We start from the raw sequence: 24850 nt of genomic DNA on the forward strand, positions 1-24850 counted from the left end.
GGGCGACCGGCGGCCAGGTGCACCGCGAGGGGATCGGAGCGAAACCGTTGAGTACCGAGCACAGGCCCGAGGATCCGCTGGAGAACATCGACGAGGACACGAAGCGCCGCGCGAAGGAACAGGCGGAGGAGATGCAGCGCCGGTACGAGCCGGGGGCCCGGCCGACGGTGACCCTGCCCGGGACCGGGGGGACGGTGTCGGGCACGGCGTTCGCCGACCTCGTCGACACGGGGTCCGACGAGGTCGACGAGGAGGGCGACACCGTCTCCGGGCGCTGAGCCCCGCACCGCGGGGAGGCGCTGAGCCCCGCACCGCGGGGAGGCGCTGAGCCCCGCACCGCGGGGAGGCGCTGAGCCCCGCACCGCGGGGAGGCGCTGAGCCCCGCACCGCGGGGAGGCGCTGAGCCCGGACGGCGGTCACATCCGGGCGAGCAGCGCGTCCAGCGCGTCGTAGCTCTGGCCGAGACCCTCGGCCATGCCGGAGTTCAGCATGCCGTCGCGTTCCTCGGGCGTGTGGAACTGCGAGACGGTGACCACGCGGGTGCGGCCGTCGCCGAGGTCCTTGAACGTCGCGGTGTCGATGGCGACGTATGCCGGCATCCCGTCCCATTCGAAGGACTGCACAATGCGGTCCTTGGGCGCGATCTCCCGGAATCGCCCTTCGAACCCGTGGGTTTCGCCGTCGCTGTGCTCGACGAACCGCCAGTGTCCACCCCGTTCGAACTCGTAGCGTTCGACGTCGAGCCGGTTGCCCCGGCCCCACCACTGGGCGAGCAGTTCGGGCTCGGTGTAGGCGGCCCACACGCGGTCGCGGTCGGCGTCGAAGACGCGCTCGACCCGGATCTCGCGCTCGCTGGGCGTCGTAACGGCAAGCGGAGCAGAGGGATTCGTGGTGGTCATGACGTTCCTTTCGTTCGGTCGAGGAACTCCGCGAGGCGGTCCATGCGGCCCTCGATCATCTGCTGGTGGTTGCGGATCCAGTCCGCCTCCCGCTCGAGCGGGTTGGTGCCGAGCCGGCAGTAGCGCACCCGGCCCTTCTTCTCGGTGACGACGAGACCTGCCTCCTCGAGTAGCCGGACGTGTTTGGTGATCCCGGTCGGCGTCATCCGGTACCGGGCGGCCAGGTCGCTGATCGAGGCCGGTCCGGCACGCAGGTCCTGGAGGATCCCGCGCCGGGTGGGGTCCGACAACGCCGCGAACGTGGCATCGAGACTCGAATACTGAACCATTAGGTTCAGTGTTGCATCGGGGCGGAGCCCTGTCAACGGTCCGGGCGGACCGATAATGTGCAGCTCATGCCGAAGTCCTTCGCCTTCACCACCGAGCTGGACCACCACGTCCGGGACGTGCACGCGGCCCTGATCGACGAGCGGTACTGGCTCGACCGGGTGGCGGACCGGGCGAGCGCCACCGCGGTGGTCGAGGAACCGCACGGTCCGGGCACCCTGCGCGTGACCGTCACGGACCGGTCCGAACCCTCGGAGCTGCCGTCGATCGTGCGCGGGATGCTGCGCGGCCCGCTGGTCATCGAGCGCACGGACGAATGGGGTCCGCTGATGGGCGAGGCCGCCGAGGGGCGGATGTCCGGAGGCGCCACCGGCCTGCCCGTCGCCCTCGAGGGACGCTCGCGGCTGCGGGTGAGCGAGACCGGCGGCACGTTCATCGACGTACAGGGGCAGGTCGTGGTCCGGGTCCCGCTCCTCGGGGGCCGGATCGAGTCGATGGTGCACGGGATGGTCCTGCAGATCGTCGAGAACGATCGGATCGCGATCGCGGCGTGGCTGTCGCGCTGACCTGCCGCGACCGCCCGCGCCGCGCCTGCTGCACCGCCGCGGCGGCGAGCCCTGTCGCCGCGGTGTGATAAGCCGGTGGAGGACCGGAACACACCGAGCGACGAGGGGACCTGCGTGCTGACGCTGCACCGCGCCGAGCGCGCCGACACCCTGGCGGCCGCCCTCGCCGACCTGCTCGCCGTGCCCCTCGCCGACCCGTTCGCCCGCGAGCTCGTCGCCGTCCCCGCCAAGGGGGTCGAGCGGTGGCTGACCCAGCGGCTGTCGACGGTGCTCGGGGGCACCTGCGGCGACGGCGTCGCCGCCAACATCGACCACCCGTCGCCGGCACGGTTGGTGGACGAGGCACTGGCCGCCGCCACCGGCCGGGCGGCGGAGGACGACCCGTGGCATCCCGACCGGATGCTGTGGACGCTGCTCGACGTCGTCGACGACTGCCTCGACGAATCGTGGTGCACCGTCCTCGCCCGGCATCTCGGCCGCGACGGCGTCGATCACCGCGCCGGCCGTCGCTACGCCACCGCCGCCCACCTGGCCGGCCTGTTCCGCAGCTACTCCACGCAGCGCCCGGAGATGCTCGTCGACTGGGCCGCCGGACGCGACACGGACGGCACCGGCCACGGCCTCGCCGACCACCTCGGGTGGCAGGCACGGCTGTGGCGGCGGCTGCGCGAGCGCATCGGCGACGACAGTCCCGCCGAGCGGCTCACCGCCGCCTGCGCGCGGTTGCGCGCCGAGCCCGCGCTCGTGGGCTGGCCGTCGCGGCTGTCGCTGTTCGGACCCACCCGGCTCACCGTCGCCCAGTGCGCCGTGCTGTCCGCGATCGCCGCGAACCGCGATGTGCACCTGTGGATTCCGCACCCCAGCCCGGCCATGTGGGAGGGGCAGGCGGCCGCGGAGCCGGTGCGCCGGCGCGCCGACGACCGCAGCGCCCTCGCGGTGCAGCACCCCCTCCTGGCGAGCCTGGCCCGTGACGTGCGCGAACTGCGCGCGCACCTGGCCGGCCCCGGAGTCGCCGACGTGCACCACGCCGGCCGGCCCGGCCCCGACACCCTCCTCGGCCGGCTGCAGGACGACCTCCGCGCCGACCGGCCCCCGGCCCGCTCCGCGGTCGCCGACGGCACGATCCGCATCCACGCCTGTCACGGCCCGGCCCGGCAGGTCGAGGTGCTGCGCGAGTGCCTGCTGCACCTGTTCGCGGACGATCCGGGTCTCGAACCGCGCGACGTGGTCGTCATGTGCCCGGACGTGGAGACCTACGCGCCGCTCGTGCAGGCCGCCTTCGGTCAGGGCGCCCTCGCCCAGCGCGACGCTTCCGGACACCCCGGGCACCGGTTGCGGGTGCGTCTGGCCGATCGGGGCCTGCGCCGCACCAACCCGGTGCTGGCGGTCGTGTCGACGCTCGTGGACCTCGCCGACGCGCGGGTGACCGCCAGCGAGGTCCTCGACCTCGCCGCCGCCGCGCCGGTGCGCCGGCGGTTCGGCCTCGTCGACGACGACCTCGAACGGCTGCAGGAGTGGACCGCCGCCGCCGGCGCCCGATGGGGCATCGGCAAGGGACAGCGAAACGCCTTCGGGCTCGGGGACTTCCCGCAGAACACCTTCGGCACGGCACTGGACCGGATCCTGCTCGGTGCGGCCGCCGACGAGTCGCAGAGCGAGTGGCTCGGGCTCACCCTCCCGCTCGACGACGTCGAGAGCAACGACATCGACCTGACCGGACGGTTCGCCGAGTACATCGACCGGCTGACGGTGGCGCTGCACGGCCTGCGCGGTCCGCAACCGGCCGCGCAGTGGGCCGCCGCCCTCGCCCGCGCACTGGACCTGCTGACCGACGTCGAGCCCGCCGACGCCTGGCAGCTCGCCCAGGCGCACCGCGAACTCGCGGCCGCCGTCGAGCACGCCGGGCCGGCGCCGCTGCGGCTCGCCGACGTGCGGGCCATGCTGGCGGCCCGGCTCGCGGGGCGGCCGACGCGCGCGAACTTCCGCACCGGTGAACTGACCGTGTGCACGATGGTGCCGATGCGGTCGGTGCCGCACCGGGTCGTGGTCCTGCTCGGCCTCGACGACGAGGTCTTCCCCCGCGCCGCGCACATCGACGGCGACGACGTGCTGGCATTGAACCCCTGTCTGGGAGAACGTGATCCGCGCAGCGAGGACCGGCAGTTGCTGCTCGACGCCGTCATGTCGGCGGGGGAAACGCTACTGCTGTTCTACACCGGTGCGGACCCGGTCACCGGCGCCCGCCGGCCCCCGGCGATCCCGCTCAGCGAGCTGCGCGACGTGGTCGAGACGATGGTCGGACCCGAGGGCATGGCCGAGGTCGTCACCCGGCATCCGCTGCAGCCGTTCGATCCGCGCAACTTCCGGCCCGGCCGCCCGCTGAGCTTCGACCGGGCCGCACTCGCCGGGGCGCGCGCCGCGCAGCATCCGGCGAGGCACCGGCCCGGGCTGCTGCACCGTCCGCTCGCGCCCGTCCCGCGCACCGACGTCGATCTCGCCGACCTCGTCGCGTTCGTCACCCACCCCACCCAGGCGTTCCTGCGGCAGCGGCTCGGGGTGCGGGTGCCCGACCGGGACGAGGACATCGCGGACGCCCTCGACATCGGGCTCGACCCGCTCGCCCGGTGGGACCTCGGCGACCGCATGCTCGAGGCGCTGCTCGCCGGCACGGACCCCGCGGACTTCCGGGCCGCCGAATGGCGGCGCGGGACACTGCCGCCGTACCGGCTCGGCGAGCTCGCGCTCGACGACGTCGCCGGCACCGTGGACGCCCTGGTGGCGGTGTGCCGGCCGATCTACACGGGACCGGCCGACACCGTCGACGTGAACGTCGACCTCGGCGACGGCCGGCGGCTGACCGGCACGGTCGGCGGGGTCCACGGCACCGTCGTCGCCCGCAGCACCTTCTCCCGGCTGGCGCCGAAGCACCGCCTCACCGCCTGGGTGCACCTGCTCGCCGTCGCCGTGTCGGACCGGCCGGGGCAGTGGCAGGCGATCACCACCGGCCGCGGCCGGTTCCGCAGCACCCCGGCCTGGCGGTCCACGATCAACGCCCCCGCCGACGCGCTCGAGCAGCTCGCCCGGCTCGTGGACCTGCGCGACCGCGGGCTGCACGAGCCGCTGCCGACGGCCACCGCCGCCGCCGCGGAGTACGCCGAGCGGCGACACCGCGGCGACTCCGTCGAGATGGGCGTCGACGCCGCCGCCCAGGAGTTCGGCTCCACCTACGGCGAACGCACCGACCGGCACATCGCCTACCTGTACGGCTCCGGCGTGACGCTGCGGGACCTGACCGCCGTCGCCGCCCGCGACGACGAGCAGGCGTGGCACGGCGAGCCCACCCGGTTCGGCGCCCTCGCGCGGCGCCTGTGGGAGCCGTTGCTGTCCAACGAGATCCAGGGGCGTCCGTGACCCGAACCGTGTCGAAGTTCGACCTGCTCGGGGCGCTCCCGACGGGCACCACCGTGCTCGAGGCCAGCGCGGGAACCGGCAAGACCTACGCCATCGTCGGCCTGGCCACCCGGTTCGTCGCCGAGGGGGCGGCGGAGCTGTCGCAGCTGCTGCTGGTGACGTTCAGCCGCGCCGCGACGCAGGAACTGCGCGAACGCACCCGGGACCGGTTCGCCGGCGTCGCGCGGGCGCTGGCCGACCCGGAGGCCGCGCGGCACCACCCCGACGAGCTGATCCGGCACCTCGCCGGCGGCGACGTGGCCACGCACCGGCGCCGGCTGCTGCGGGCCCTGTCCGACTTCGACGCCGCCACCATCGCCACCACGCACGGATTCTGCCAGCGCATGCTCGACGAGCTCGGTACCGCCGGCGAGCGGGACACCGACGCGGTGCTCGTCGAGGACGTCGACGACCTGACCATCGAGGTCATCGCGGACCTGTACCTGCGCCGGTACGGGCGGGCGGACAGGGCACCGATCTCGCATGCCGAGGCCGCGGAGGCCGCGCGCGCCGCGGTCTTCGACCCCCAGGCCGCCCTCGCCCCCGAGGGCGCCGACGGCACGCCCGCCGGGGAACGCGTCGAGTTCGCCCGGGCCGTGCGGGCCGAGGTCGACCGGCGCAAGCGCCTCGCGGGCCTGCGGGACTACGACGACCAGCTCGCGCTGCTGCACGCGGTGCTGACCGACCCGGAGCACGGCGAGGCCGCGTGCCGCCGCATCGGCTCCCGCTTCCGCGTCGTGCTCGTCGACGAGTTCCAGGACACCGACCCGCTGCAGTGGGAGATCCTGCGCAGCGCGTTCCACCGTCGCACGACCCTCGTCCTCGTCGGCGACCCGAAGCAGGCCATCTACGCGTTCCGCGGCGCCGAGGTGCTGAGCTACCTCGGCGCGATGGAGTTCGCCGACGGCCACCAGGAACTCGTCTGCAACTGGCGCAGCGACGGGAACCTGCTCGCCGCCCTCGACCACCTGTACGGCGGTGCGGCCCTGGGTGATCCGCGGATCGTCGCGCACCCGGTGGAGGCGGCGCAGCCGGCGTCCCGGATCGCCGGGGCAGCGCCGCTGCGGCTGCGGCACCTGCCGCGGACCGGGGCCGGCCCGTGCGGCGCCTCCGGTTTCCCGAAGGCCCAGGCGCTGCAGGAACGGGTGGCACGCGACGTCGCGGCCGACGTCGCGGCCCTGCTCGGTGGCGACGTCACCGTCGACCTCGGGGCCGGCCGCCGGCCCGTCGAACCCGGCGACGTCGCGGTCCTGGTGCGCACCAATGCGCAGGTCGCCCTCGTCCACGGGGCGCTCACCGGTGCCGGGATCCCGGCCGTGCTGGCCGGCGGGACGAGTGTCTTCGCGACCCCGGCCGCGCGGGAATGGCTGCGGGTGCTGCAGGCGCTCGAACAGCCGCACCGCCCCGACCGGGTGCGGTTGGCCGCTCTGACCTCGCTGATGGGCCGCACCGCCGAGGACGTCGATACCCGGGGCGACGAACTCGTCGCCGCGATCGGCACCCTGCTGCGCGAACTGGACGTCGTGTTCGAGCGGTCCGGCTTCGCCGCGCTCTTCGAGCGCCTCGCCGCGTTCTGCGACCTCGAACCGCGGCTGCTGGGATGGCCGGGCGGCGAGCGGGAACTGACCGATCTGCGGCACCTCGCGCAACTGCTCGACGAGACCGCGTCGGCCGAGGCGCTGGGTGTCACGGCGCTGACCCGCTGGCTGACGGAACGGATCGCCGAGGCGGGCACGGCCCGCGCCGATCGCAGCCGCCGCCTCGACAGCGACGCCGCCGCGGTGCAGGTGCTCACCGTCCACGCCAGCAAGGGCCTCGAATTCCCCGTCGTGTACGTGCCGTTCGCGTGGGAGTCGGGCGTGCGGTCGAAACCCGACCGGCTCCTGCTCCACGACGACGACGGTCGTCGCGTCCTCGACGTCGGCGGCGAGGGCAGCGCGGGCTACGGCGAGCGCTGCCGGCGCCACGACGAGGAGGTGGCCGGCGAGGAACTGCGCCTGCTCTACGTCGCGCTGACCCGCGCCCGCTGTCACCTGGTGCTGTGGTGGGCTCCGGGGTACAGCACCTCCGGTGCCCCGCTGCACCGCATGCTCTTCGGCCGCGTGCCGGGCACGTCCGAGATCGCCCACAAGGCGCGCGTGCCCGAGGACCCGATCGTGGCGCAGCAGCTGACCGGGTGGGCCGGCCGGGCCGCCGGCACGGTGTCCGTCGAGGCCGTCGGATCGGCGCCGATCCCCGCCGTCACGTGGGTGCGGCCGCACGAGACCGTCGTGGAACTCGAGGCCGCCCGCTTCGACCGCGAGCTCGACGACGCCTGGCGGCGCACCTCCTACACCGCCCTCACCGCCGCCGCCCACGAGGGGCCCGGCGCGGGCGCCGAGGCCGAACAGCCCGCGAAGACCGACGAACCCGAGGAACCCCCGCTGCTGCCGGCCGACGCGGAGGACGACGGCATCGCGTCCCCGATGAACCCCCTGCCCGGCGGGGCCGTGTTCGGCACCCTCGTGCACGCGGTGCTCGAGGTCGTCGACACCGCGGCCGCCGACCTCGGGGCGGAACTGCTGCGCTGTTGCCGTGACACCGTCGCCGAGCAGTTCTCCGACGTCGACCCCGAGGAGCTGGCCGAGGCCCTGCTGCCGGTCCTGCGCACCCCGCTCGCCGGGGGCGCGGGCACGCTCGCCGACATCGCTCCCGCCGACCGGCTCGCCGAGCTCGACTTCGAGCTGCCCCTCGCCGGGGGTGACGACCCCGTCGCCACCACCGTCACCCTCGACGGTGTCGCCCGGCTGCTGCGTGCCCACCTGCCCGCCGGCGACCCGTTCGCGTCCTACGCCGATCTCGTGGGCATCCTCGAGCCGACCCCGCTGCGCGGCTACCTCACCGGCAGCATCGATTCGGTCCTGCGGATCCACGGCACCGAGCCGCGATTCGTGATCGTCGACTACAAGACGAACCGGCTCGGGCCGGAGGAGCTCACCACCGCCCACTACACCCGGGACCGGATGGCCGAGGAGATGCTGCGCGCCCACTACCCGATGCAGGCGCTGCTGTATGCCGTTGCCCTGCACCGGTATCTGCGGTGGCGGCTGCCCGGGTACGACCCGGCCGTGCACCTCGGCGGCGTGCAGTACCTGTTCGTGCGCGGCATGGTCGGCCCGGACACCCCCGCGGGCTGCGGCGTGTTCGACTGGGTGCCGCCGCCCGCCCTCGTCGCCGAACTGTCCGACCTGCTGGCAGGCAAGGAGGTCCCGTGACGAAGGCCCAGGTGGCCCAGCGTGGCAAGGGGGCCCTGCGGGTCTTCAACGAGGCCGGGGTGCTCGCGGCCGCCGACGTGCACGTCGCGCTGCGGCTGGCCCAGCTGTCCGGGGAGACCGCCGAGGACGTGCACCTCGCGACCGCGCTGGCCGTGCGTGCCGTGCGTGCCGGTTCGGTGTGCCTGGACCTGACCCGGTTGCGGGAGGTCACCGTCGACGAGGCCGCAGAGGTGGATCTCGCGGCGCTGCCGTGGCCGGACGACGACGCCGTCGTCGCCGGGTTGCGCCGCAGTCCGCTCGTCGTCGGCGGCGACCGCGGCCCGCTGCGCCCGCTGCGCCTGGTGGACACCGCCGACGGTCCGCTGCTGTACCTCGAGCGCTACTTCCGTCAGGAGGAGACGGTCCGGCAGATCCTCGACGCCCGCGGGCTCGGTCATCCCGTCGTCGACGAGCAGACGCTCGAGCGGGGGCTGCGGGAGCTGTTCCGGGACCAGCACGACCCCGGCCGCCCGGCCGCCGCACCGGATCGGCAGCGCATCGCCGCGGCGCTGGCCGCCACCGGGTGGACCACGGTCATCGCCGGCGGGCCGGGCACCGGCAAGACCCACACCGTCGCCCGGATCCTGGCGCTCCTGACCACGCTGCACGGCCCCGCCCTGCGCATCGGATTGGCCGCGCCCACCGGCAAGGCCGCGGCCCGGCTGCAGGAATCCGTCCGCGAGCAGGCCGAGCCGCTGGGCCTGCGCGCCGACCTGTCCGCGATGACCCTGCACCGCATGCTCGGCTGGCAGCGCGGCCGCACCCGGTATCGCTACCACGCCGGCAACCATCTGCCCTACGACGTCGTGGTCGTCGACGAGACGTCGATGGTGTCGCTGACCATGATGTGCCGGCTGCTCGAGGCCGTCCGCCCCGGCACCCGCCTGATCCTGGTGGGCGACCCCGACCAGCTGACCTCCGTCGACGCCGGCGCCGTCCTGGCCGACCTCGTGGCCCGTCCCGTCACCGCCGCGGGAAACCCCGTTCTCGGCCGCGTCGTGGGACCCGACCTCGACGCCGGCGACGACCCCGCCGAGGCGGCGCTCTCGCCGGGGGAACGGAACCGGCTGCGCGGCGGCGTGATCCGGCTCAGCCGCGGCCGGCGGTTCGGTGGCGACATCGCACACCTGGCCGTCGCCGTGCGGGAGGGCGACGCCGACGCGGTGATGCGGATTCTCGGGGGCGGTGGCACCGAGGTGTCCTTCCACGCGCCGAACGACCTGGAGGCCCTGCGGCACGACGTCGTCACCACCGCCGCGACCGTCACCGCCGCCGCCGTCGCGGGCGACGCCGTGACTGCGCTCGAGCAGTTCGAGACGCACCGCCTGCTGTGCGCGCACCGCGAGGGACCGTACGGGGTGCAGTGGTGGGCGCGGCGGGCGATGGAGTGGATCGCCACCGACACCGGCCGGCGACTCGACGCCGAGCGCTGGTACCCGGGTCAGCCGCTGCTCGTCACCGCCAACGACCACGAGACCCGCATCTACAACGGCGACACCGGCGTCGTGGTCGTCGACGCCGCCGGCGAACCCGTCGCGGCGTTCGCGCGTGGCAGGGAGCCGTTCCGGCTCCACCCGAGCCAGCTGTCGGCCGTGCAGACCGTGTACGCGATGACCATCCACCGCAGCCAGGGCAGCCAGTACGGCACGGTCTCGGTGATCCTGCCCCCACCCGAATCCTCGCTGCTGACCCGCGAATTGCTGTACACCGCGATCACCCGGGCGCGCGGTCACGTGCGCCTGATCGGCACCGAGGAAGCCGCCCGCGCCGGGGTCGAGCGGCGGGTGCTGCGAGCCAGCGGCCTGCGCCGGCAGCTGCCGGGCCCTCGGGCCGTCCGGTGATACCAAAGTGGTAGCATCGGACTCATGGCCATGACACTCCGGTTGACCGAAGAGCAGGAGCGAGCACTTGCGCTGTTGGCGGAGGCGGACGGTGTGAGTAAGCACGAGGCGACGGTGCGTGCCATCACGGAGGCGGCGGCGCGGCGCGTGCGGGACACGCGGGTGCAGGCGTTGTCCCGTGACGGCCGGGAGCGATACGCTGCGCTGCTCGACCGATTGGCTCAGTGAACGTCGAGTACCTGGAACTCGAGGATCTGCTCGCGCTTGCGGCGGATCTGGGAGTGCCGCACATTCGCGATCTCGGTCTCCTGGATTCGGCTGCGCACCGACCTCGCTCCTCGCTTTTCGGGCGTGATGCCTATCCGTCGATCCACGAGAAGGCCGCGGTGCTGCTCGAATCGATCGCGCGGAACCATCCTCTGGTCGACGGCAACACGCGGCTCTCGTGGATGGCGGTGTTCGTCTTCTACGGCCTCAACGGGCTCGATCTCGACGCGCCGGATGACGACGCGTACGACCTGGTGATCGCCGTCTCTACCGGGACGATCGACTACCGGGCAGCAGCCGAGACACTCGCCGGCTGGACGTAGCGTAGGTCCCCGACGAGCCGTGTGAACAGCCGTGCGCCGGAGCGCCGAGTCGGGTCGGAACCCCAGCGGCGACGGGCGCGCGGTGCTCGACCAGGTGCCGGACGACGTGCCCGGCGTCCGCGCCGGCCCCGCCCACGAGCATCGAGCGGAACGACGACTGGAAGCACAGCCCGGTGAAGTACAGGCCGGGGATGTCGGTCACCACCCCGTGTTCCTCGAGCGGCCAGCCGTCCGGGCCGAGCACCGGCAGGTCGATCCAGTCGTAGACCTGGCGGAAACCGGTGCACCACAACACGTTCGTCACGTCGAGGACGCGCCCGCCGGCGAGGACCGGACGGCCGTCGACGACCCCGGTGACCCGTTCGGTGATCCGTTCGACGCCGAGCTCGGCGAGATCCTCCCGCTTGACCCGCAACAGCGGTGCGCCGTGCCGGCGTTCGTGTTCACGCACCTTCCGGCCGAGCGGGGTGCGGACGGAGAGCACGTGGCCCCACACGAACCACAGGACCGGGAAGAGCACCCGCATCCGGCGGCTCTCGATCCGCACCGGGAGCTGCCCGGTGTCGCGGCCGCACAGGATCGTCGGATGGGACGTCGCCACCTCGTAGGCGAGGTCGCCGCCGGAGTGGGAGGCGCCCACCACGAGCACCGGGCCGTCGATCAGCTGCGCCGGATTACGGTATTCGCTCGAGTGCAGCTGCACGATCCGCGGGTCCAGCTCCGCCGCGAATTCCGGGATGCTCGGGGTGCGGCCGAACGTGCCGGTCGCGACGACGACGTTGCCGGCCTCGATCCGCATCTCGCCGCAGTCGAGGAGGAAGCGGTCGCCGTCGCGTGAGAGCCGACGCACCCGGGTGCCGCCCGCGACGGGGAGATCGAACCGCGCGGCGTATGCCTCGAGATAGTTTGCGACGTCGTCCTTCGTCGGAAACCGGTGCGGATCGCCGGGGAACGGCATGCCGGGCAGGCCGTCGTATCCGGCGGGGCTGTACAGGCGCAGCGAATCCCAGTGGCTGCGCCAGTTGTCGCCGATCCGCCGGTTCGCGTCGACGATCAGGAATGAGCGGCCGCGCCGGGCGAGGTGGTAGCCGGCGGACAGACCCGCCTGGCCCGCGCCGATCACGACGGTGTCGATCAGTCGGGGTGCACTGTCGGTGGTCATGGGGAACTCCTGGCTCGAGGGGTCTGGACGGACGACGTTAGGCGCCGCCGGCATCGGCCGCGTCGGGCGAACTATGTAGCCGGACGAGAACCCGGGTGGGTCATTCTGTGCAGCTCAGAGCAGGTGGTGCTCGTACGCGTATGCCGTCGCGGCCGCGCGGGACGACACGTCGAGCTTGGTGAAGATGTTGCTCAGGTGCCGTGCCACGGTCTTCTCGCTCAACACGAGTTCACGGGCCACGGCCCGGTTGGTCTTCCCGGTGGCGACGGCCCGCAGCACTTCGACCTCGCGCGGGGTCAGCCGGCCTCGCGCGGCCGGCCGCGTCGGCACTCGCGCGAGGTCCCGCAGGTCCGGCTCGGCGTGCAGGTCCCGGAACGTCGCCGCCGCGGCCTCGTACTCGAGCCGCGCCGACTCGGCATCGCCGAGCGCGTCACAGCAGCGGCCCTGCAGCACCCGCACCCGCGCGCACTCGTAGGGCGCCTCGAACCCGCGCCAGAGCCCGCACGAGCGGCGCAGCCGGTCGAGGGCGGCGCGCGGTGCGCCCTCGGCGAGCAGGACGGCCCCGGTGACCTGCTCGGCGATCGCGCTCAACGCCGGAGCGTCCTGTTCGCGGGCCAGCGCCGCGAGTTCGTCGGCGCTGCGGCGCGCGGCCGCGACGTCGCCGACGGCGAGCGCGACCTCCACGTGGCCCGCCAGCAGCCGCGGACGATAGAGGGGAAGCGATTCGCCGAGCGCCCGCCGGATCCCGGCGAGCGCCGCGTCGGGGTCGCCCTGACGCAGACGCAACAGCGCCATACCCGGTTGGATCTCGCGGCCCAGCCGGCCCGCGCGGCGGTAGGCGTCCTCGGCCTCGTCGAACTCGCCGCGCAGCCGGTGCAGTTCACCCTGTTCGTACAGGGCCATGCCGACGGCCGGTTGCCCCGGTGGGTCCGACAGCCGACGGAACGCGAGCCGGGCCAGGTCCATGGCCTCCGTCCAGGCGCCCTCCAGTTGCAGGATCTCCGCGCGGTGTACGAGGCACTGTCCACGGAACGGGACGAGGCCGGGCTGGGCGTCGCACCAGCGGCCGAGTGCCCGCGTCCATTCCCTGGCCCGCTGCAGCTGGAACGTGCCCTGGCAGGCCTCGATCACCGCGCAGTACACCAGGCCGGCCACGACCGGCGAGACCTCTTCGAGGGTCACGCCGACCATCACCTCGTCCAGCGTGCCGAGACCGCCGGTGACGTCGCCGAGCAGGATGCGGCACTGCCCGATGCCGAGGGTGCTCAGCGCGACGAGGTCGGCGTCGCCGCAGGACCGGCCGATCTCCTGGGCGGCGGTGAACGCGGGCAGGGCGTCGGCCGGGCGGTTCGCATGCATGTCCTGCACCGCCGCCGGCAGCAGCAGGAAGCCGCGCGTCGCGCAGTCCGGGCGTCCGGGCTCGCTCAGATGCTGGGCCCGGGCGAGCCAGCCGCCGGCGCGCGCCACCTCACCACGGTTCATCAGCAGGAAGCAGAGCCAGAACGCACTGAGTCCCGCCCGCTCGGGGTCGTCGGCGTCGAGATGGGCCGAGAACGCACGTTCGCACAGCGTCGCGCAGTCGTCGTCCTGGCCGACCAGATACGCCGACCGTGCGAACAGGTCGAGATCGTCGGCGGTGAGGGGCTCGTGCGCGTCGGCGGCGCGGAACGCGTCGAACGCCCGCGTCCAGTCCCGCGCGTGGAACGCTGCCCGCGCGTGGTCGAGCACCGTCGACGGGCCCATCCTCGCTCCCTGCGGCGACCGAACGTGCACCGAGTGGTTGCCTGCGATCCTACGCCCCCCGGCCACCCGGTCCGGGGCGCAGCGGAGATCAGTCCGGCAGGCCGGGCCGGGTACGGACCGGTGCCAGACCGGAGACGAGGACGACGGCGGTGATCGTTCCGGCGGCCATGATCGCGGCGAGCACCACGATCTGGAAGCGCCCGGCCTCGAGCGGGGACACACCCCCGAAGATCGCGCCGACGAAGGCGCCCGGCAGCGTCACCAGCCCGGTGGTCTTGGTCTGGTCCGTCGACGGGATCAGCGCCGAGTGGACGGCCAGACGCGTGAGCTCGCGGGTGGACTGCCGCGGCGTCGCACCGAGCGCGAGCCAGCCCTCGACGGTGTCCCAGTTGTCCCCGGTCAGTTCCGTGAAGCGCCGCCCGGCGAGGGTCGCGATCGTCATGGCGTTGCCGACGACGATGCCGCCGATGGCCAGCACGTACCGCGGGGAGAACTCGATGGCGCCGGTGACGAAGACGATCGTGAGCGTCACGGCGATCCCGAGCACCATCGCACCGGATACGAGGGCCACGTGTCCCGGGCTCCAGCCGATCCGGCGCGATGCGGTGAGAGCCGCCACGGTGAACATGACGAGCAGGGCGGCGCCCACCCAGATCGGATTCGTGATCACCCCGGACAGCACCACGCTGATCAGGGCCAGTTGCACGGCGCCCCGCAGCACCGCGATCGCCGGCGCGAACTGATGCGGGGCGCGGTAGCCCCACAGCACCGCGGTCGTCGTCCCGACGAGCAGTGCCACCCCGACGGCGGTGGGCACCAACTCCAGGGACCAGGTCACCTCCGGAGCGTATCCGCCGGTCGCGCCCCTGCAACATCACCTGTGTCTGCCGTCGGCAGACGAAGCGCCCCGGCGCGCGGAACCGGCGCCAGGATGACGGTCATGATCACCACACCACCGCTGAACTACCGCGACCAACTCGCCGACCGGCTCTTCCAGCACCGCACGGTGCTGCTGACCGGGGAGGTGAACGACGACACGGCCGAACGGGTCTGCTCCGAACTCGTCCTGCTCGCCACGGCCGACACCGAACGCGACGTGGTCGTCTACATCAACTCGCCGGGCGGATCGGTCCTCGCCGGGCTCGCGATCTACGACACCATGAAGCTGATTCCGAACGACGTGGTCACCGTGGCTCTCGGGTTCGCCGCGAGCATGGGGCAGGTGCTGCTCGCCGCCGGCACGCACGGCAAGCGGATCGCCTTGGCGCACAGTCGCATCATGATGCATCAGCCGTCGGCGGGGATCGGCGGCACCGCGATCGACATCGCCATCCAGGCCGACAACTGGGAATACATGAAGCGCCAGTCCGAGGAGATCCTGGCGGCCGAGACCGGGCGCCCGGTGGAGCAGATCGCCGCCGACAGCGACCGGGACCGGTGGTTCACGCCCGAGCAGGCCCGCGAGTACGGCATCGTCGACGCAGTGGTCCACTCGTTCGGTCAGCTCGCCCCGTTCGCGGCCGGTCGCCGGATGGGATTGTGATCATGTCCCAGTACACGATTCCGCACGTGATCGAGCGGACGCCGGCGGGGGAGCGGTCCTTCGACGTGTTCAGCAGGCTGCTGAACGAGCGAATCATCTTTCTGGGCACGGAGATCGACGACGGCGTCGCGAACGTCGTGATGGCCCAGCTGCTGCACCTCGAAGCCGAGTCGCCCGATCGGGAGATCGGCCTCTACATCAATTCGCCCGGTGGGTCGAGCACCGCGATGATGGCCGTGTACGACACGATGCGGTTCCTGCGGCCGCCCGTCGCCACGTACTGCATGGGTCAGGCCGCGTCCGCGGCGGCGGTGCTGCTCGCGGCCGGAGCACCGGGCCGGCGCTTCGTGCTCGCCCACTCGCGGGTGCTGCTGCACCAGCCGTCGACGCAGGGGCAGGGCACGATCTCGGACCTGTCGCTCCAGGCCGCAGAGGTGTTGCGGATCCGCGCGCAGACCGAGGAGATCCTTGCCGAGCACACCGGTCAGGACCCGGCGCGCCTGCGCAAGGACACCGACCGGGACCGCGTCTTCACCGCGCAGGAGGCCATCGACTACGGGCTCGCCGACGAGCTGATCGTCGACCGCGAGCCGTAGTGGCCGGGCCGCAGGGTGCACTCCCCCCTTCGGGTGGCCGAATGTGACATGCGTTCGCTCGGATCGAAGCGGTGTGACATTCGGCCACGTTGGGTGGGGGCGCTCAGCGGATCAGGTTCCCCAGATCGACCGGGATCTGCGCGCCGGTGATGTACTTCGCCTCGTCCGAGCACACCCACGCGACGACGGCCGCGACGTCCTCGGGCTGCAGGATCTCGTACGGCAGGGAGTTCATGTAGATCGGGCCGAGAGTGGTCGCGTACTTCGCGATCAGCGGGTGCAGGTCGCTGACCTTCATGCCGGTCTCCACCCCGGCCGGGTGGACGGTGTTGACCCGGATCCGGTGCTCGCCGAGTTCGTTCGCCATCGTCTTCGCCAGTCCGGTGATGCCGTGCTTCGTCGCGACGTAGTGGCCGGTGAACGGGGTGCCCTTGAGACCCGAGACGGAACTGGTGAAGACGACCGCGCCGCCCTCGCCCTGCTCGATCAGGTAGGGCACGGCGGCCTTCGCGGTGTGGAACACTCCGGTGAGGTTGACGTCCACCGTTTCGCGCCACTGCTCGAGGGTGATCTCCCACGACAGCGCGCCCGAGCAGATGCCGGCGTTGGCGACGACCACGTCGAGCCGGCCGAGCCGGTCCACGCCGTCGGCGAGTGCCCGCGAGAGCACGTCGAAGTCCCGCACGTCCGCGGTCGTGGCGACGATGCGACGCCCGGTCGTCTCGACCAGCCGCACGGTCTCCGCGAGATCCTCCTCCGTGGCGCCCGGGTAAGCGGTCGAGGCGAAATCGATGCATGCGTCGATCGCGATGATGTCGGCGCCCTCCCGGGCGAACTGCACCGCCTCGGCGCGGCCCTGGCCGCGGGCTGCGCCGGTGACGAAGGCGACCTTGTTCTCGAAACGGCCGGCGGCATCCATGCTCGTCTCCTCGGCAGTGGGGGGATCGTCGGGTCGGACGCGGATTCTCCAGCCCCGAAGCGACGGGCGATACCACGGGTTCCGCTCAGCGGGACCGGGGCTCAGGCGGCGCACAGCTCCACGCGCGGGTCGCGCACCCGCTCGACCGGCGCGTTCACTCGCGCGGCGGTCAACCGCCGGATCCCGCGCGAGAGCAGGTGCTCGACGGGCAGGTGCAGCGCGCCGCACACCGAGCGCAGCACCTCCGACGACGGCTCCTTGCGGCCGCGCTCGATCTCGGACAGGTACTGCTTGGACATGCCGATCGCGGCCGCGACGTCGGCGAGGCTGCGGTCCTGATCCCGGCGTTCGTCGCGCAGGATCTCCCCGTAGACCTCGCGCAGCAGGCGCTCGGGCCGCGGCCCCCGGGCACGGTGCTGTCGGCGCCGGGCGTCGAGATCCGCGACGGCGGGCCGGTCCGCTGCTGACATGCCCCGAAGTCTCGCATGACGTCGGCACCGGGGCCGGGGTATTCACCGACAGCGAAACGGGGGCCTCCGTCCGCGACGCGACGCGGCACGGCCGGCCGCGATTCGGCAGCGCAGCCGATCGCCACCCCGAGGTTACCGCCTAGTAATAGAGCGCATGTTCTGTTATGGTCCCGCTGTGCCCCGCCCCCGCATCCATGACCTCGACGAGGTTCTCGACACCACCGAAAGTCTGGTGGTGGAGGGTGGCGCGAGTGCGGTGACGCTGCGTGCGGTCGCCGCGGCCACGGGGATGTCGAACGGCGCTCTGTATCACGCGTTCGGCTCACGAGGCGGGCTGGTCGGCCGGGCCTGGTTGCGCGCGGCCCACCGCTTCCTCGACCTGCAACACGCGGCGGTCGACGAGGTTCTCGGCTCCGCCTCGGCGCCGGGCTGGGCCGTCGGGGTCGACGCCGTCGTCGCAGCTGCCGATACCCCGGCGGCGTTCGCCGCACGCTTCCCCGAGTCCTCGCGTCTTCTGCTCACCGTCCGGCGCGACGAGTTGCTCGGGTCCGACCTGCCGGAGGATGTCGCCGCAGAGTTGAGCCGGCTCGATTCGGTTCTGGTCGCGCTGCTCGTTCGCCTGACTCGGACGTTGTGGGGCCGCGGCGACGCGCGTGCGGTCGCGGTCGTCGAGGACTGCGTCGTCGGTCTGCCCACAGGGCTGTTGCTCCGGCGTCGGCGTGTCCCCGACACCGCCTTGCGGCAACGCCTCGAGGCCGCGGTCCGTGCGGTTCTCGCCCTCGATCCTCCGCCGGCGCCGCCCCGGCGCGGCGGCCACACGAAAGGTTCTCGATGACTGTCACTCTGACCTACCGGGACAAGATCGCCGTCCTCGACCTCGGCGACGATGAGAACCGGTTCTCCCCGGACTGGCTCGACACCGTCGACCGCCTCCTCGACGAAGCGCAGCAGAACGCGCACGCGCTCGTCACCACGGCGACGGGGAAGTTCTACTCCAACGGCCTGGACCTGGAATGGTTGACGGCGCACGGTGATCGGGCGCAGTGGTACGTCGGCCGGGTGCAGGCGCTGTTCAGCCGCATCCTCACCTTCCCGTTGCCGACAGTCGCCGCGGTGGTCGGGCACGCGTTCGGGGCGGGCGCCATGCTCGGCATCGCGCACGACTACCGGGTGATGCGCGCCGACCGGGGCTATTACTGCTTCCCCGAGGTCGACATCCACATCCCGTTCACGCCGGGCATGGCCGCCCTGATCCAGGCCAAGCTGACCCCGCAGACTGCAGTCACCGCGATGACCACCGGGCACCGTTACGGCGGCCTCGAGGCCGAGGCTGCCGGCCTGGTCGACCGCACAGCCGGCGAGGATACCGTCCTGGATGCTGCCGTCGAGCTCGTCACCCCGCTCGTGGGGAAAGACCCCGGCACCCTCGGTGTCATCAAGTCCACCATGTTCGCCACCGTGGTCGAGTCGCTCGCCCGGGGGCGGGCATGACCGGCCACGAGCGACATCCGGTATCGGGCGGAAGTGCGGGGCGCTAACCGGAATCCGTCGCCGGCAGCAGCGCCCGCACCGCGTCGATCGTGTCCGCCTCGGCGGCCGTCTTGTCGGGGCGGTAGCGCACCACCCGCGCGAATCGCAGCGCCACCCCGCCGGGGGTAGCGCGGGCTGACCTGCACGCCGTCGAGTTCGATCTCCACGACCAGCTCCGGCCGCAGGTACACCGCGTGTGCGTCGCGGCTGCGTTCGTGCCGCGGGAATTCCTCGGTCTGCCATTGCAGCAGCGCGTCGGTCAGCCCCTTGAACGTCCTGCCGACCATGATCGGTTCACCGCCGTCCGGGTCCCGCGCGCCCAGATGGAGATTGGACAGGTACCCGGTGCGGCGGCCGTAGCCCCACTCGGCGCCGAGCACCACCAGGTCGAGGGTGTGCTCCGGCTTGACCTTCTGCCAGGCGCGGCCACGCCGGCCCGCCGCGTAGGGCGCGGTGAGGTCCTTGACGACGACGCCCTCGTGTCCGGCGGCGAGCGCGGCCTCGAACTGGGCCTTGGCTGCGGCGTCGTCCGGCTGCAGCACGCCCGGGATCCGGTGCTCGGGGGCGACCCGCTGCAGGGCGTCGAGACGCTCGGCGAGCGGTGCGTCGAGCAGGTCGACGCCGTCGAGGTGCAGGCAGTCGAAGAAGTACGGGTGCAGCAACAGATCGTGGGCGGACTCGGCGCCGAAGCGGCTCATGGTCTCCTGGAACGGCCGGGGCCGGCCCGCGGGGTCGAGTGCCAGGGTCTCGCCGTCGAGCACCACCGACGTGCACGGCAGCGCGGCGACCAGATCGACGAGTTCCGGTACGCTGCCGGTGATCTCGCGCAGGGTGCGGGTGAACACCCGCACCGTCTCGTCGTGGCGGTGCACCTGGATGCGGGCGCCGTCGAGCTTGTATTCGACGCTGACGTCGCCGCCGAACCGGCTGTAGGCGTCGGCGAGGGACGGCGCGGGAGAGGCGAGCATCGGCCTGATCGGCCGGCCCACCTCGAGACGGAACGCGGTGAGCGCGTCGGCGCCGCCGGTGAGCGCGGCGGCCGCCGTCACGGACAGTTGCCCGGAGAGCATGAACGCCCGGCGCACCGTCTCGGCGGGCAGACCGGCCGTGGCGGCCACCGCGTCGGTCATCACGCCCTCGAGCGCGCCCTGCCGCAGATCCCCGGTGAGCAGCCGCACCAGGAACTCCTGTTCGGCGGTGGTGGCCGCGCCGAGCAGCGTGGCGAGCAGTTCGCGGCGCCGCCCCGTCGATCCGGTCCCGGCCAGACCGGCGAGCTCGGTGAAGGCCCGGTCGACGTCGGAGACGGTCAGCGACGGCGCGTCGGCCGGGTCGGCGCGGGCCCCGGCGAGGGTGCGCCAGCCCACGCCGATGCGGCCCTGGCGGGGCTCGCCCGCCAGCCACGACACCGCGGGCTCGACCTCCACGGGGTCGAGGACGGCGAGGAGGCTGCGCAGTTCTTCCACCTTGGTCCGTCGCGACCGGGTGGTGCCGACGGCCCGTGAGGTGGCGACGATCGTCGAGAAGAGCACGTCCCGACCGTACCGACCCCGCCGGTTCCGGCGCAGGTTCACCGCCGGTTCCGGCGCAGGTTCACCGCCGGCCGGTCAGTCGCCGACGCGTTCGCCCGTCTCCGGATGGAACAGGTGCACCGAGCCCTCCCGCTTGCGCAGCCGGATCGTGTCCGCGAGCCGGGCCGGGGTGCGGGTGAGCGACCGCGCGACGAGGGTGGTGTCGCTGCGCGCGACGCGGGTGTACACGTACGACTCGCTGCCGAGTTCCTCGACGAGGTCGACGATGGCCTCGACGCCGTCGCCGTCCGTGATCTCCAGCTGTTCGGGCCGGATCCCGACGGTGACGGTCTCGAGGCCGGCGCGGTGCAGCGAGGCGATGCGGTCCCGTTCGACGTCGACGACGGTGCTGCCGATCTGCACGCCGCCGTCGACGATCCGCGCGTCGAGCAGGTTCATCGCGGGCGAGCCGATGAACCCGGCGACGAACGCGTTGGCGGGCCGGTCGTACAGCTCGGTGGGGGAGGAGAACTGCTGCAGCGTGCCGCCGCGCAGCACCGCCACCCGGTCACCCATGGTCATCGCCTCGACCTGGTCGTGCGTGACGTACACCGTGGTGGTGCCGAGACGCCTTTGCAGCGCGGCGATCTGGGTGCGGGTCTGCACCCGCAGCTTGGCATCGAGGTTGGACAGCGGTTCGTCCATGCAGAACACCTGCGGTTCGCGGACGATCGCCCGGCCCATCGCGACGCGCTGCCGCTGGCCGCCGGAGAGCTTGGCGGGCTTGCGGTCCAGGTAGTCGGTGAGGTCGAGCAGCTTCGCCGCCTGCTCGACCTTGCGCCGCCGTTCGTCGGCGCTCACGCCGCGCATCTTCAGTGCGAAGCCCATGTTCTCGGCGACGGTCTTGTTCGGGTACAGGGCGTAGTTCTGGAAGACCATCGCGATGTCACGGTCCTTCGACGGCACGCCGACCATGTCGCGGCCGCCGATGCTGATCGAGCCCTCGTCGATGTCCTCGAGTCCGGCGAGCATCCGCAGCGCGGTGCTCTTGCCGGAGCCGGACGGTCCGACCAGGACGACGAACTCCCCGTCCTGGATGTCCAGGTTCAGCGAGTCGACGGCGAGGGTGTCGGAGTTCTCGTAGATGCACGACGCGTTGCGGTAGGTGATCTCGGCCATGACGATTCCTTCGAAAGTGATCGGGAGAGTTACTTGATCGCGCCGAACGACAGGCCGCGCACGAGCTTGTTCTGGGCGACCCAGCCGGCGAGGACGACGGGCAGCGCCGCCATCGTCGCGGCCGCGGACAGGCGAGCCCAGTACAGGCCCTCGCCGGTGATGAAGCCGACGAGGAACACGGGAATCGTCTGCGCCTGCACCGCCGTGAGGTTGACGGCGAAGAAGAATTCGTTCCAGGAGAAGATGACGCAGATCAGGGCGGTGGCGGCGATGCCGGGCGAGACGAGCGGCAGGATCACCTCCCGCACCGACGTCCACAGGCCGGCGCCGTCCATGCTCGCGGCCTCGAGCAGCTCGCCCGGCACCTCGAGGAAGAACGAGCGCATCATCCACACCGCGATCGGCAGGTTCATCGCGGTGTAGAGGATGATCAGGGCCCAAATATTGTCGAGCAGACCGATGTTCGCGACGATCACGTACAGCGGGATGATCGCGGCGACGATCGGCAGCATCTTCGTGCTGATGAAGAAGAACAGGGCGTCCTTGGTCTTGCGCACCGGCCGCAGCGACAGGGCGAACGCGGCGGGCACGCCGAGCAGCAGGACGAGGATCGTCGACACGCCGGTGGCGAACGCCGAGTTGAGCAGGCTGACACCGACGCCGGTGTCGAACACCGCGCGGAACTGGTCGAGGGTGGGAGTGAAGAAGAACTTCGGTGGATCGGAGTAGGCGTCGGCCTCCTGCTTGAAGGCGGTGAGCACCATCCAGAACACCGGGAAGAAGAACCCCAGGGCGGCGATCCAGGCGACGACGCCCCATGGATTTGCCTTGCGGTGCTTACGTTTCCGGGGGCGCGCCGGGACGGTCTCCGGTGCGGGGAGCTGCTGTGTGGTGGGGGCGGTGGTGCTCATCAGGCGGCCTCCTCCTTGCCCGTGAACGATGTGAAGATCAGCCGCAGTGCGACGGTGGCCACGACGATGGTGGCGACGACGACCACCACGCCCATGGCGGCGGCCTGGCCGATGTCGAAGCCGAGGAACGCCCGCTGATAGATGTAGAACGGCAGGTTGGAGCTGGCGGTGCCCGGTCCGCCCTGGGTCATCATGTAGATGGCGTCGAACGTGTTGACCAGGTGGATCGCGCCGAGCACGGCGCCGAGTTCGATGAACCGCCGCAGGTGCGGCAGCGTCAGCTCGCGGAACAGGGCGAAGGCGCCGGCCCCGTCGACCCGGCCGGCCTCGAGGGTGTCACGCGGCATGGACTGCAGCCCGGCCAGGATGAGCAGCATCATGAACGGGGTCCACTGCCACACCAGGTTGGCCATCACCGCGGCGAGCGGGTAGCGGCTGACCCAGTCGATCTGCCCGACGCCGAACGGGGAGAGCACGAAGTTGACGATGCCGAACACGGGATCGAACATCGCGGTCTTCCACATCAGCGCTCCCGCGACGGGGGTGACCAGGAACGGCGTGATGAGCAGGGTGCGGACGATGCCGCGACCGAGGAAGACCCGGTCGAGCAGCAGCGCGAGCAGCAGGCCCAGCACGACGGAGATCAGCACGGTGCCGACGATGAGGATCACGGTGTTGACGGCGACCTCGCGGAACTGGCTGTCGCGGAAGACGTCCGCGTAGTTCTGCAGGCCCACGAAGCTGCGCGAGCCCGGGCGCACCAGGTTCCACGACTGCGTGGAGTAGTAGAGGGTGAACACGAACGGGATCTGCGTGACCACGATCATGAAGATCAGGGCCGGCAGCAGGGGCCCCCGGCGGCGCCAGCCTTCCGCGCGGGAGACCGCGTCGCTCTTGGCTTCCCGCACCCGGCGGATGCGTTCCGAGTCGTCGGCGGTGGGTGCGCCGACTGCCACGGTTGTCATTGTTGATCCTCCCGGTAGGTGGCGCCGACGACGTCGGCGTATTCCTGGGCCTGTTCCAGCGCTTCGGTGACGGTCTTCTGACCGGCGATCGCGGCGCTGATCTGCTGGCTCACGCGGGTTCCGAGATCCTGGAACTCGGGGATGGCCAGGAACTGGACACCGGTGTAGGGCACCGGCTCGACCGTCGGGGCGTCCGGGGTCGCGTTCTCGATGGACCGGAGGGTGAGCGGCCCGTAAGCGGCTGCGGCCTCACGGTATTCGGGGATCTCGTAGGTGGACAGCCGGCTGCCGGGCGGCACCCGCTCCCAGCCGAGGGTCTCGCCGACGGTGCGCAGGTACTCCTTGCTCGTCATCCACGAGACGAACCGCCACGCCGAGTCCGCGTTGTCGCTGTCGACGGGGATGCCGAGCGACCAGCTGTAGAGCCAGCCCGCGTCGTCCTTGACCCGGATCGGTGCCGGCGCGTACCCGATCTTTCCGACCACGTTGCTCGACGCGGGGTCCTCGAGGGTGGAGACCGCCGACGTGGAGTCGTACCACATCGCGACGCGGCCCTGGGCGAGCTGCGTGGCGCATTCGCTGAAACCGCTGGTGGCGGCGCCCGGCTGGCCGTGCTCGCGCACCAGGTCGACGTAGAACTGCACGGCCTCGACGACCTCGGGACTGGTGAGCTGCGCGTTCCAGTTCTCGTCGTACCACCGGCCGCCGAAGGTGTTGATCACCGTGTTCAGTGGGGCGAGCACCTCACCCCAGCCGGGCTTGCCGCGCAGGCAGATCCCGGCGGTGTCGGGGCTGTCGAGGCGGGCGGCGGCAGCGGCGACCTCGTCCCATGTGGGGGTGGGGGACAGGGCGATGCCGGCCTGCTCGAACAGGTCCTTGCGGTACATCAGGAACGAGGACTCGCCGTAGAACGGCACCGAGTACATGTCGCCGTCGTAGGACAGCGATTCGCGCAGGGAGGGAATGAAGTCGTCCTCGTCGTAGCCCTCCGTCTGCCGGGCGTAGTCGGAGAGGTTGGTCAGCCAACCGTTCTCCGCCCACTGCGGGGTCTCGTAGTTGCTGATCATCACCACGTCGAACTCGCCACCGCCCATCGCGGTGGAGGCCGTGATCTTCGCGCGGGCCTGGTTCTCCGAGAGCGTGACGAACCGCAGGTCGATGTCCGGGTTCTCGGCCTCGAACTGCGCGGCGAGTTGCTGGGCGTCCTGCATCTGAGAGTTCGACACCATCGCGATGGTGACGGTCTGGTCGGAGGCGCCGAGCGAGCCGGCGCCGGCGCAGCCGGTGAGCGTGAGGCTGAGCGCCCCCGCCCCGGCCACCAGCATTCGGGTGGTCGTTCTGGATGTGTTCACCGATCG

The 24850-nt window shown here is 72.1% G+C and carries 22 protein-coding genes and 1 pseudogene; 11 read left to right on the plus strand and 12 right to left on the minus strand.

What is annotated here, in order from left to right; translation table 11 throughout:
* Positions 1-77: 77 nt before the first annotated feature.
* Positions 78-278 carry a hypothetical protein gene (locus ISO16_RS25450; protein WP_326839326.1) on the plus strand — a complete coding sequence of 67 codons (201 nt, stop codon included), beginning with the start codon at positions 78-80 and terminating at the stop codon, positions 276-278.
* Between the two features lie 138 nt (positions 279-416).
* Here the strand turns inward: ISO16_RS25450 and ISO16_RS25455 are convergent, their stop codons facing one another.
* Entirely contained in the window at positions 417-899 is a 483-nt protein-coding gene (locus ISO16_RS25455; RefSeq protein ID WP_072634697.1) for an SRPBCC family protein, read from the minus strand.
* Positions 896-1228, minus strand: coding sequence for an ArsR/SmtB family transcription factor (locus ISO16_RS25460; protein ID WP_043799194.1), 333 nt, complete (start codon positions 1226-1228; stop codon positions 896-898). The genes ISO16_RS25455 and ISO16_RS25460 overlap by 4 nt, the downstream gene beginning before the upstream one ends.
* A gap of 66 nt (positions 1229-1294) precedes the next feature.
* Here ISO16_RS25460 and ISO16_RS25465 point away from each other — a divergent pair, with 66 nt between their 5' ends.
* The 6 genes from ISO16_RS25465 to ISO16_RS25490 all read left to right on the plus strand — a co-directional run bounded on the left by ISO16_RS25465 (position 1295) and on the right by ISO16_RS25490 (position 10966).
* Positions 1295-1792 (plus strand): DUF2505 domain-containing protein, encoded by a 498-nt coding sequence (locus ISO16_RS25465; RefSeq protein WP_006948023.1) that lies wholly within the window; start codon positions 1295-1297, stop codon positions 1790-1792.
* 114 nt (positions 1793-1906) lie between these two features.
* Positions 1907-5203 (plus strand): exodeoxyribonuclease V subunit gamma, encoded by a 3297-nt coding sequence (gene recC, locus ISO16_RS25470; RefSeq protein ID WP_072634872.1) that lies wholly within the window; start codon positions 1907-1909, stop codon positions 5201-5203.
* On the plus strand, positions 5200-8496 hold the full coding sequence (locus ISO16_RS25475) for a UvrD-helicase domain-containing protein (protein ID WP_170914058.1): 3297 nt from the start codon (positions 5200-5202) through the stop codon (positions 8494-8496). The genes recC and ISO16_RS25475 overlap by 4 nt, the downstream gene beginning before the upstream one ends.
* Positions 8493-10376: an exodeoxyribonuclease V subunit alpha gene (gene recD / locus ISO16_RS25480; protein WP_072634699.1), complete on the plus strand. Its 1884-nt coding sequence runs from the start codon at positions 8493-8495 to the stop codon at positions 10374-10376. The genes ISO16_RS25475 and recD overlap by 4 nt, the downstream gene beginning before the upstream one ends.
* Before the next feature lie 24 nt (positions 10377-10400).
* Entirely contained in the window at positions 10401-10604 is a 204-nt protein-coding gene (locus tag ISO16_RS25485; protein WP_006948033.1) for a hypothetical protein, read from the plus strand.
* Positions 10601-10966, plus strand: coding sequence for a type II toxin-antitoxin system death-on-curing family toxin (locus ISO16_RS25490; RefSeq protein ID WP_043799206.1), 366 nt, complete (start codon positions 10601-10603; stop codon positions 10964-10966). Before ISO16_RS25485 ends, ISO16_RS25490 begins: the two co-directional genes overlap by 4 nt.
* Here ISO16_RS25490 and ISO16_RS25495 read toward each other — a convergent pair.
* From ISO16_RS25495 to ISO16_RS25505, 3 genes are all read right to left on the minus strand, one after another.
* Positions 10911-12128, minus strand: a complete 1218-nt coding sequence (locus ISO16_RS25495) for a flavin-containing monooxygenase (RefSeq protein WP_072634700.1) — start codon at positions 12126-12128, stop codon at positions 10911-10913. The genes ISO16_RS25490 and ISO16_RS25495 overlap by 56 nt on opposite strands.
* 114 nt (positions 12129-12242) lie before the next feature.
* The gene (locus ISO16_RS25500; protein WP_072634701.1) at positions 12243-13871 is read right to left on the minus strand and encodes a LuxR family transcriptional regulator; all 1629 of its coding nucleotides are present in this window, start codon (positions 13869-13871) and stop codon (positions 12243-12245) included.
* A gap of 88 nt (positions 13872-13959) precedes the next feature.
* The gene (locus ISO16_RS25505; RefSeq protein WP_072634702.1) at positions 13960-14709 is read right to left on the minus strand and encodes an ABC transporter permease; all 750 of its coding nucleotides are present in this window, start codon (positions 14707-14709) and stop codon (positions 13960-13962) included.
* Positions 14710-14811: 102 nt separating this feature from the next.
* Here ISO16_RS25505 and ISO16_RS25510 point away from each other — a divergent pair, with 102 nt between their 5' ends.
* Together ISO16_RS25510 and ISO16_RS25515 are read left to right on the plus strand one after the other, a co-directional pair.
* Entirely contained in the window at positions 14812-15414 is a 603-nt protein-coding gene (locus tag ISO16_RS25510; protein ID WP_072634873.1) for a ClpP family protease, read from the plus strand.
* 2 nt (positions 15415-15416) lie between these two features.
* Entirely contained in the window at positions 15417-16010 is a 594-nt protein-coding gene (locus tag ISO16_RS25515; RefSeq protein WP_029542284.1) for an ATP-dependent Clp protease proteolytic subunit, read from the plus strand.
* 103 nt (positions 16011-16113) lie between these two features.
* Here the strand turns inward: ISO16_RS25515 and ISO16_RS25520 are convergent, their stop codons facing one another.
* Positions 16114-16929, minus strand: a complete 816-nt coding sequence (locus tag ISO16_RS25520) for a mycofactocin-coupled SDR family oxidoreductase (RefSeq protein WP_072634703.1) — start codon at positions 16927-16929, stop codon at positions 16114-16116.
* A 101-nt stretch (positions 16930-17030) separates the two neighbouring features.
* Positions 17031-17399 carry a helix-turn-helix domain-containing protein gene (locus tag ISO16_RS25525; protein ID WP_072634704.1) on the minus strand — a complete coding sequence of 123 codons (369 nt, stop codon included), beginning with the start codon at positions 17397-17399 and terminating at the stop codon, positions 17031-17033.
* A gap of 175 nt (positions 17400-17574) precedes the next feature.
* Between ISO16_RS25525 and ISO16_RS25530 the strand changes: the two genes are divergently transcribed.
* Positions 17575-18234 (plus strand): TetR/AcrR family transcriptional regulator, encoded by a 660-nt coding sequence (locus ISO16_RS25530; RefSeq protein ID WP_006948046.1) that lies wholly within the window; start codon positions 17575-17577, stop codon positions 18232-18234.
* A complete protein-coding gene (locus tag ISO16_RS25535; RefSeq protein WP_072634705.1) occupies positions 18231-18890 on the plus strand; it encodes an enoyl-CoA hydratase-related protein in 660 nt (219 codons plus the stop codon). The genes ISO16_RS25530 and ISO16_RS25535 overlap by 4 nt, the downstream gene beginning before the upstream one ends.
* Positions 18891-18933: 43 nt before the next feature.
* Here ISO16_RS25535 and ISO16_RS25540 read toward each other — a convergent pair.
* The 5 genes and pseudogenes from ISO16_RS25540 to ISO16_RS25560 form a co-directional block, all read right to left on the minus strand.
* Positions 18934-20458 (minus strand): annotated as a pseudogene (locus ISO16_RS25540) (ATP-dependent DNA ligase).
* Between the two features lie 75 nt (positions 20459-20533).
* Complete coding sequence (locus ISO16_RS25545; protein ID WP_006933842.1) at positions 20534-21616, minus strand: ABC transporter ATP-binding protein; 1083 nt, start codon at positions 21614-21616, stop codon at positions 20534-20536.
* A gap of 29 nt (positions 21617-21645) precedes the next feature.
* The gene (locus ISO16_RS25550; RefSeq protein WP_006933843.1) at positions 21646-22527 is read right to left on the minus strand and encodes a carbohydrate ABC transporter permease; all 882 of its coding nucleotides are present in this window, start codon (positions 22525-22527) and stop codon (positions 21646-21648) included.
* Entirely contained in the window at positions 22527-23492 is a 966-nt protein-coding gene (locus ISO16_RS25555; RefSeq protein WP_006933844.1) for a carbohydrate ABC transporter permease, read from the minus strand. The genes ISO16_RS25550 and ISO16_RS25555 overlap by 1 nt, the downstream gene beginning before the upstream one ends.
* Positions 23489-24817 carry an ABC transporter substrate-binding protein gene (locus ISO16_RS25560; RefSeq protein WP_006933846.1) on the minus strand — a complete coding sequence of 443 codons (1329 nt, stop codon included), beginning with the start codon at positions 24815-24817 and terminating at the stop codon, positions 23489-23491. Before ISO16_RS25560 ends, ISO16_RS25555 begins: the two co-directional genes overlap by 4 nt.
* Positions 24818-24850 lie beyond the last annotated feature (33 nt).

The organism is Rhodococcus sp. M8, assembly GCF_015654185.1.
Lineage (GTDB): Bacteria > Actinomycetota > Actinomycetes > Mycobacteriales > Mycobacteriaceae > Rhodococcus > Rhodococcus aetherivorans.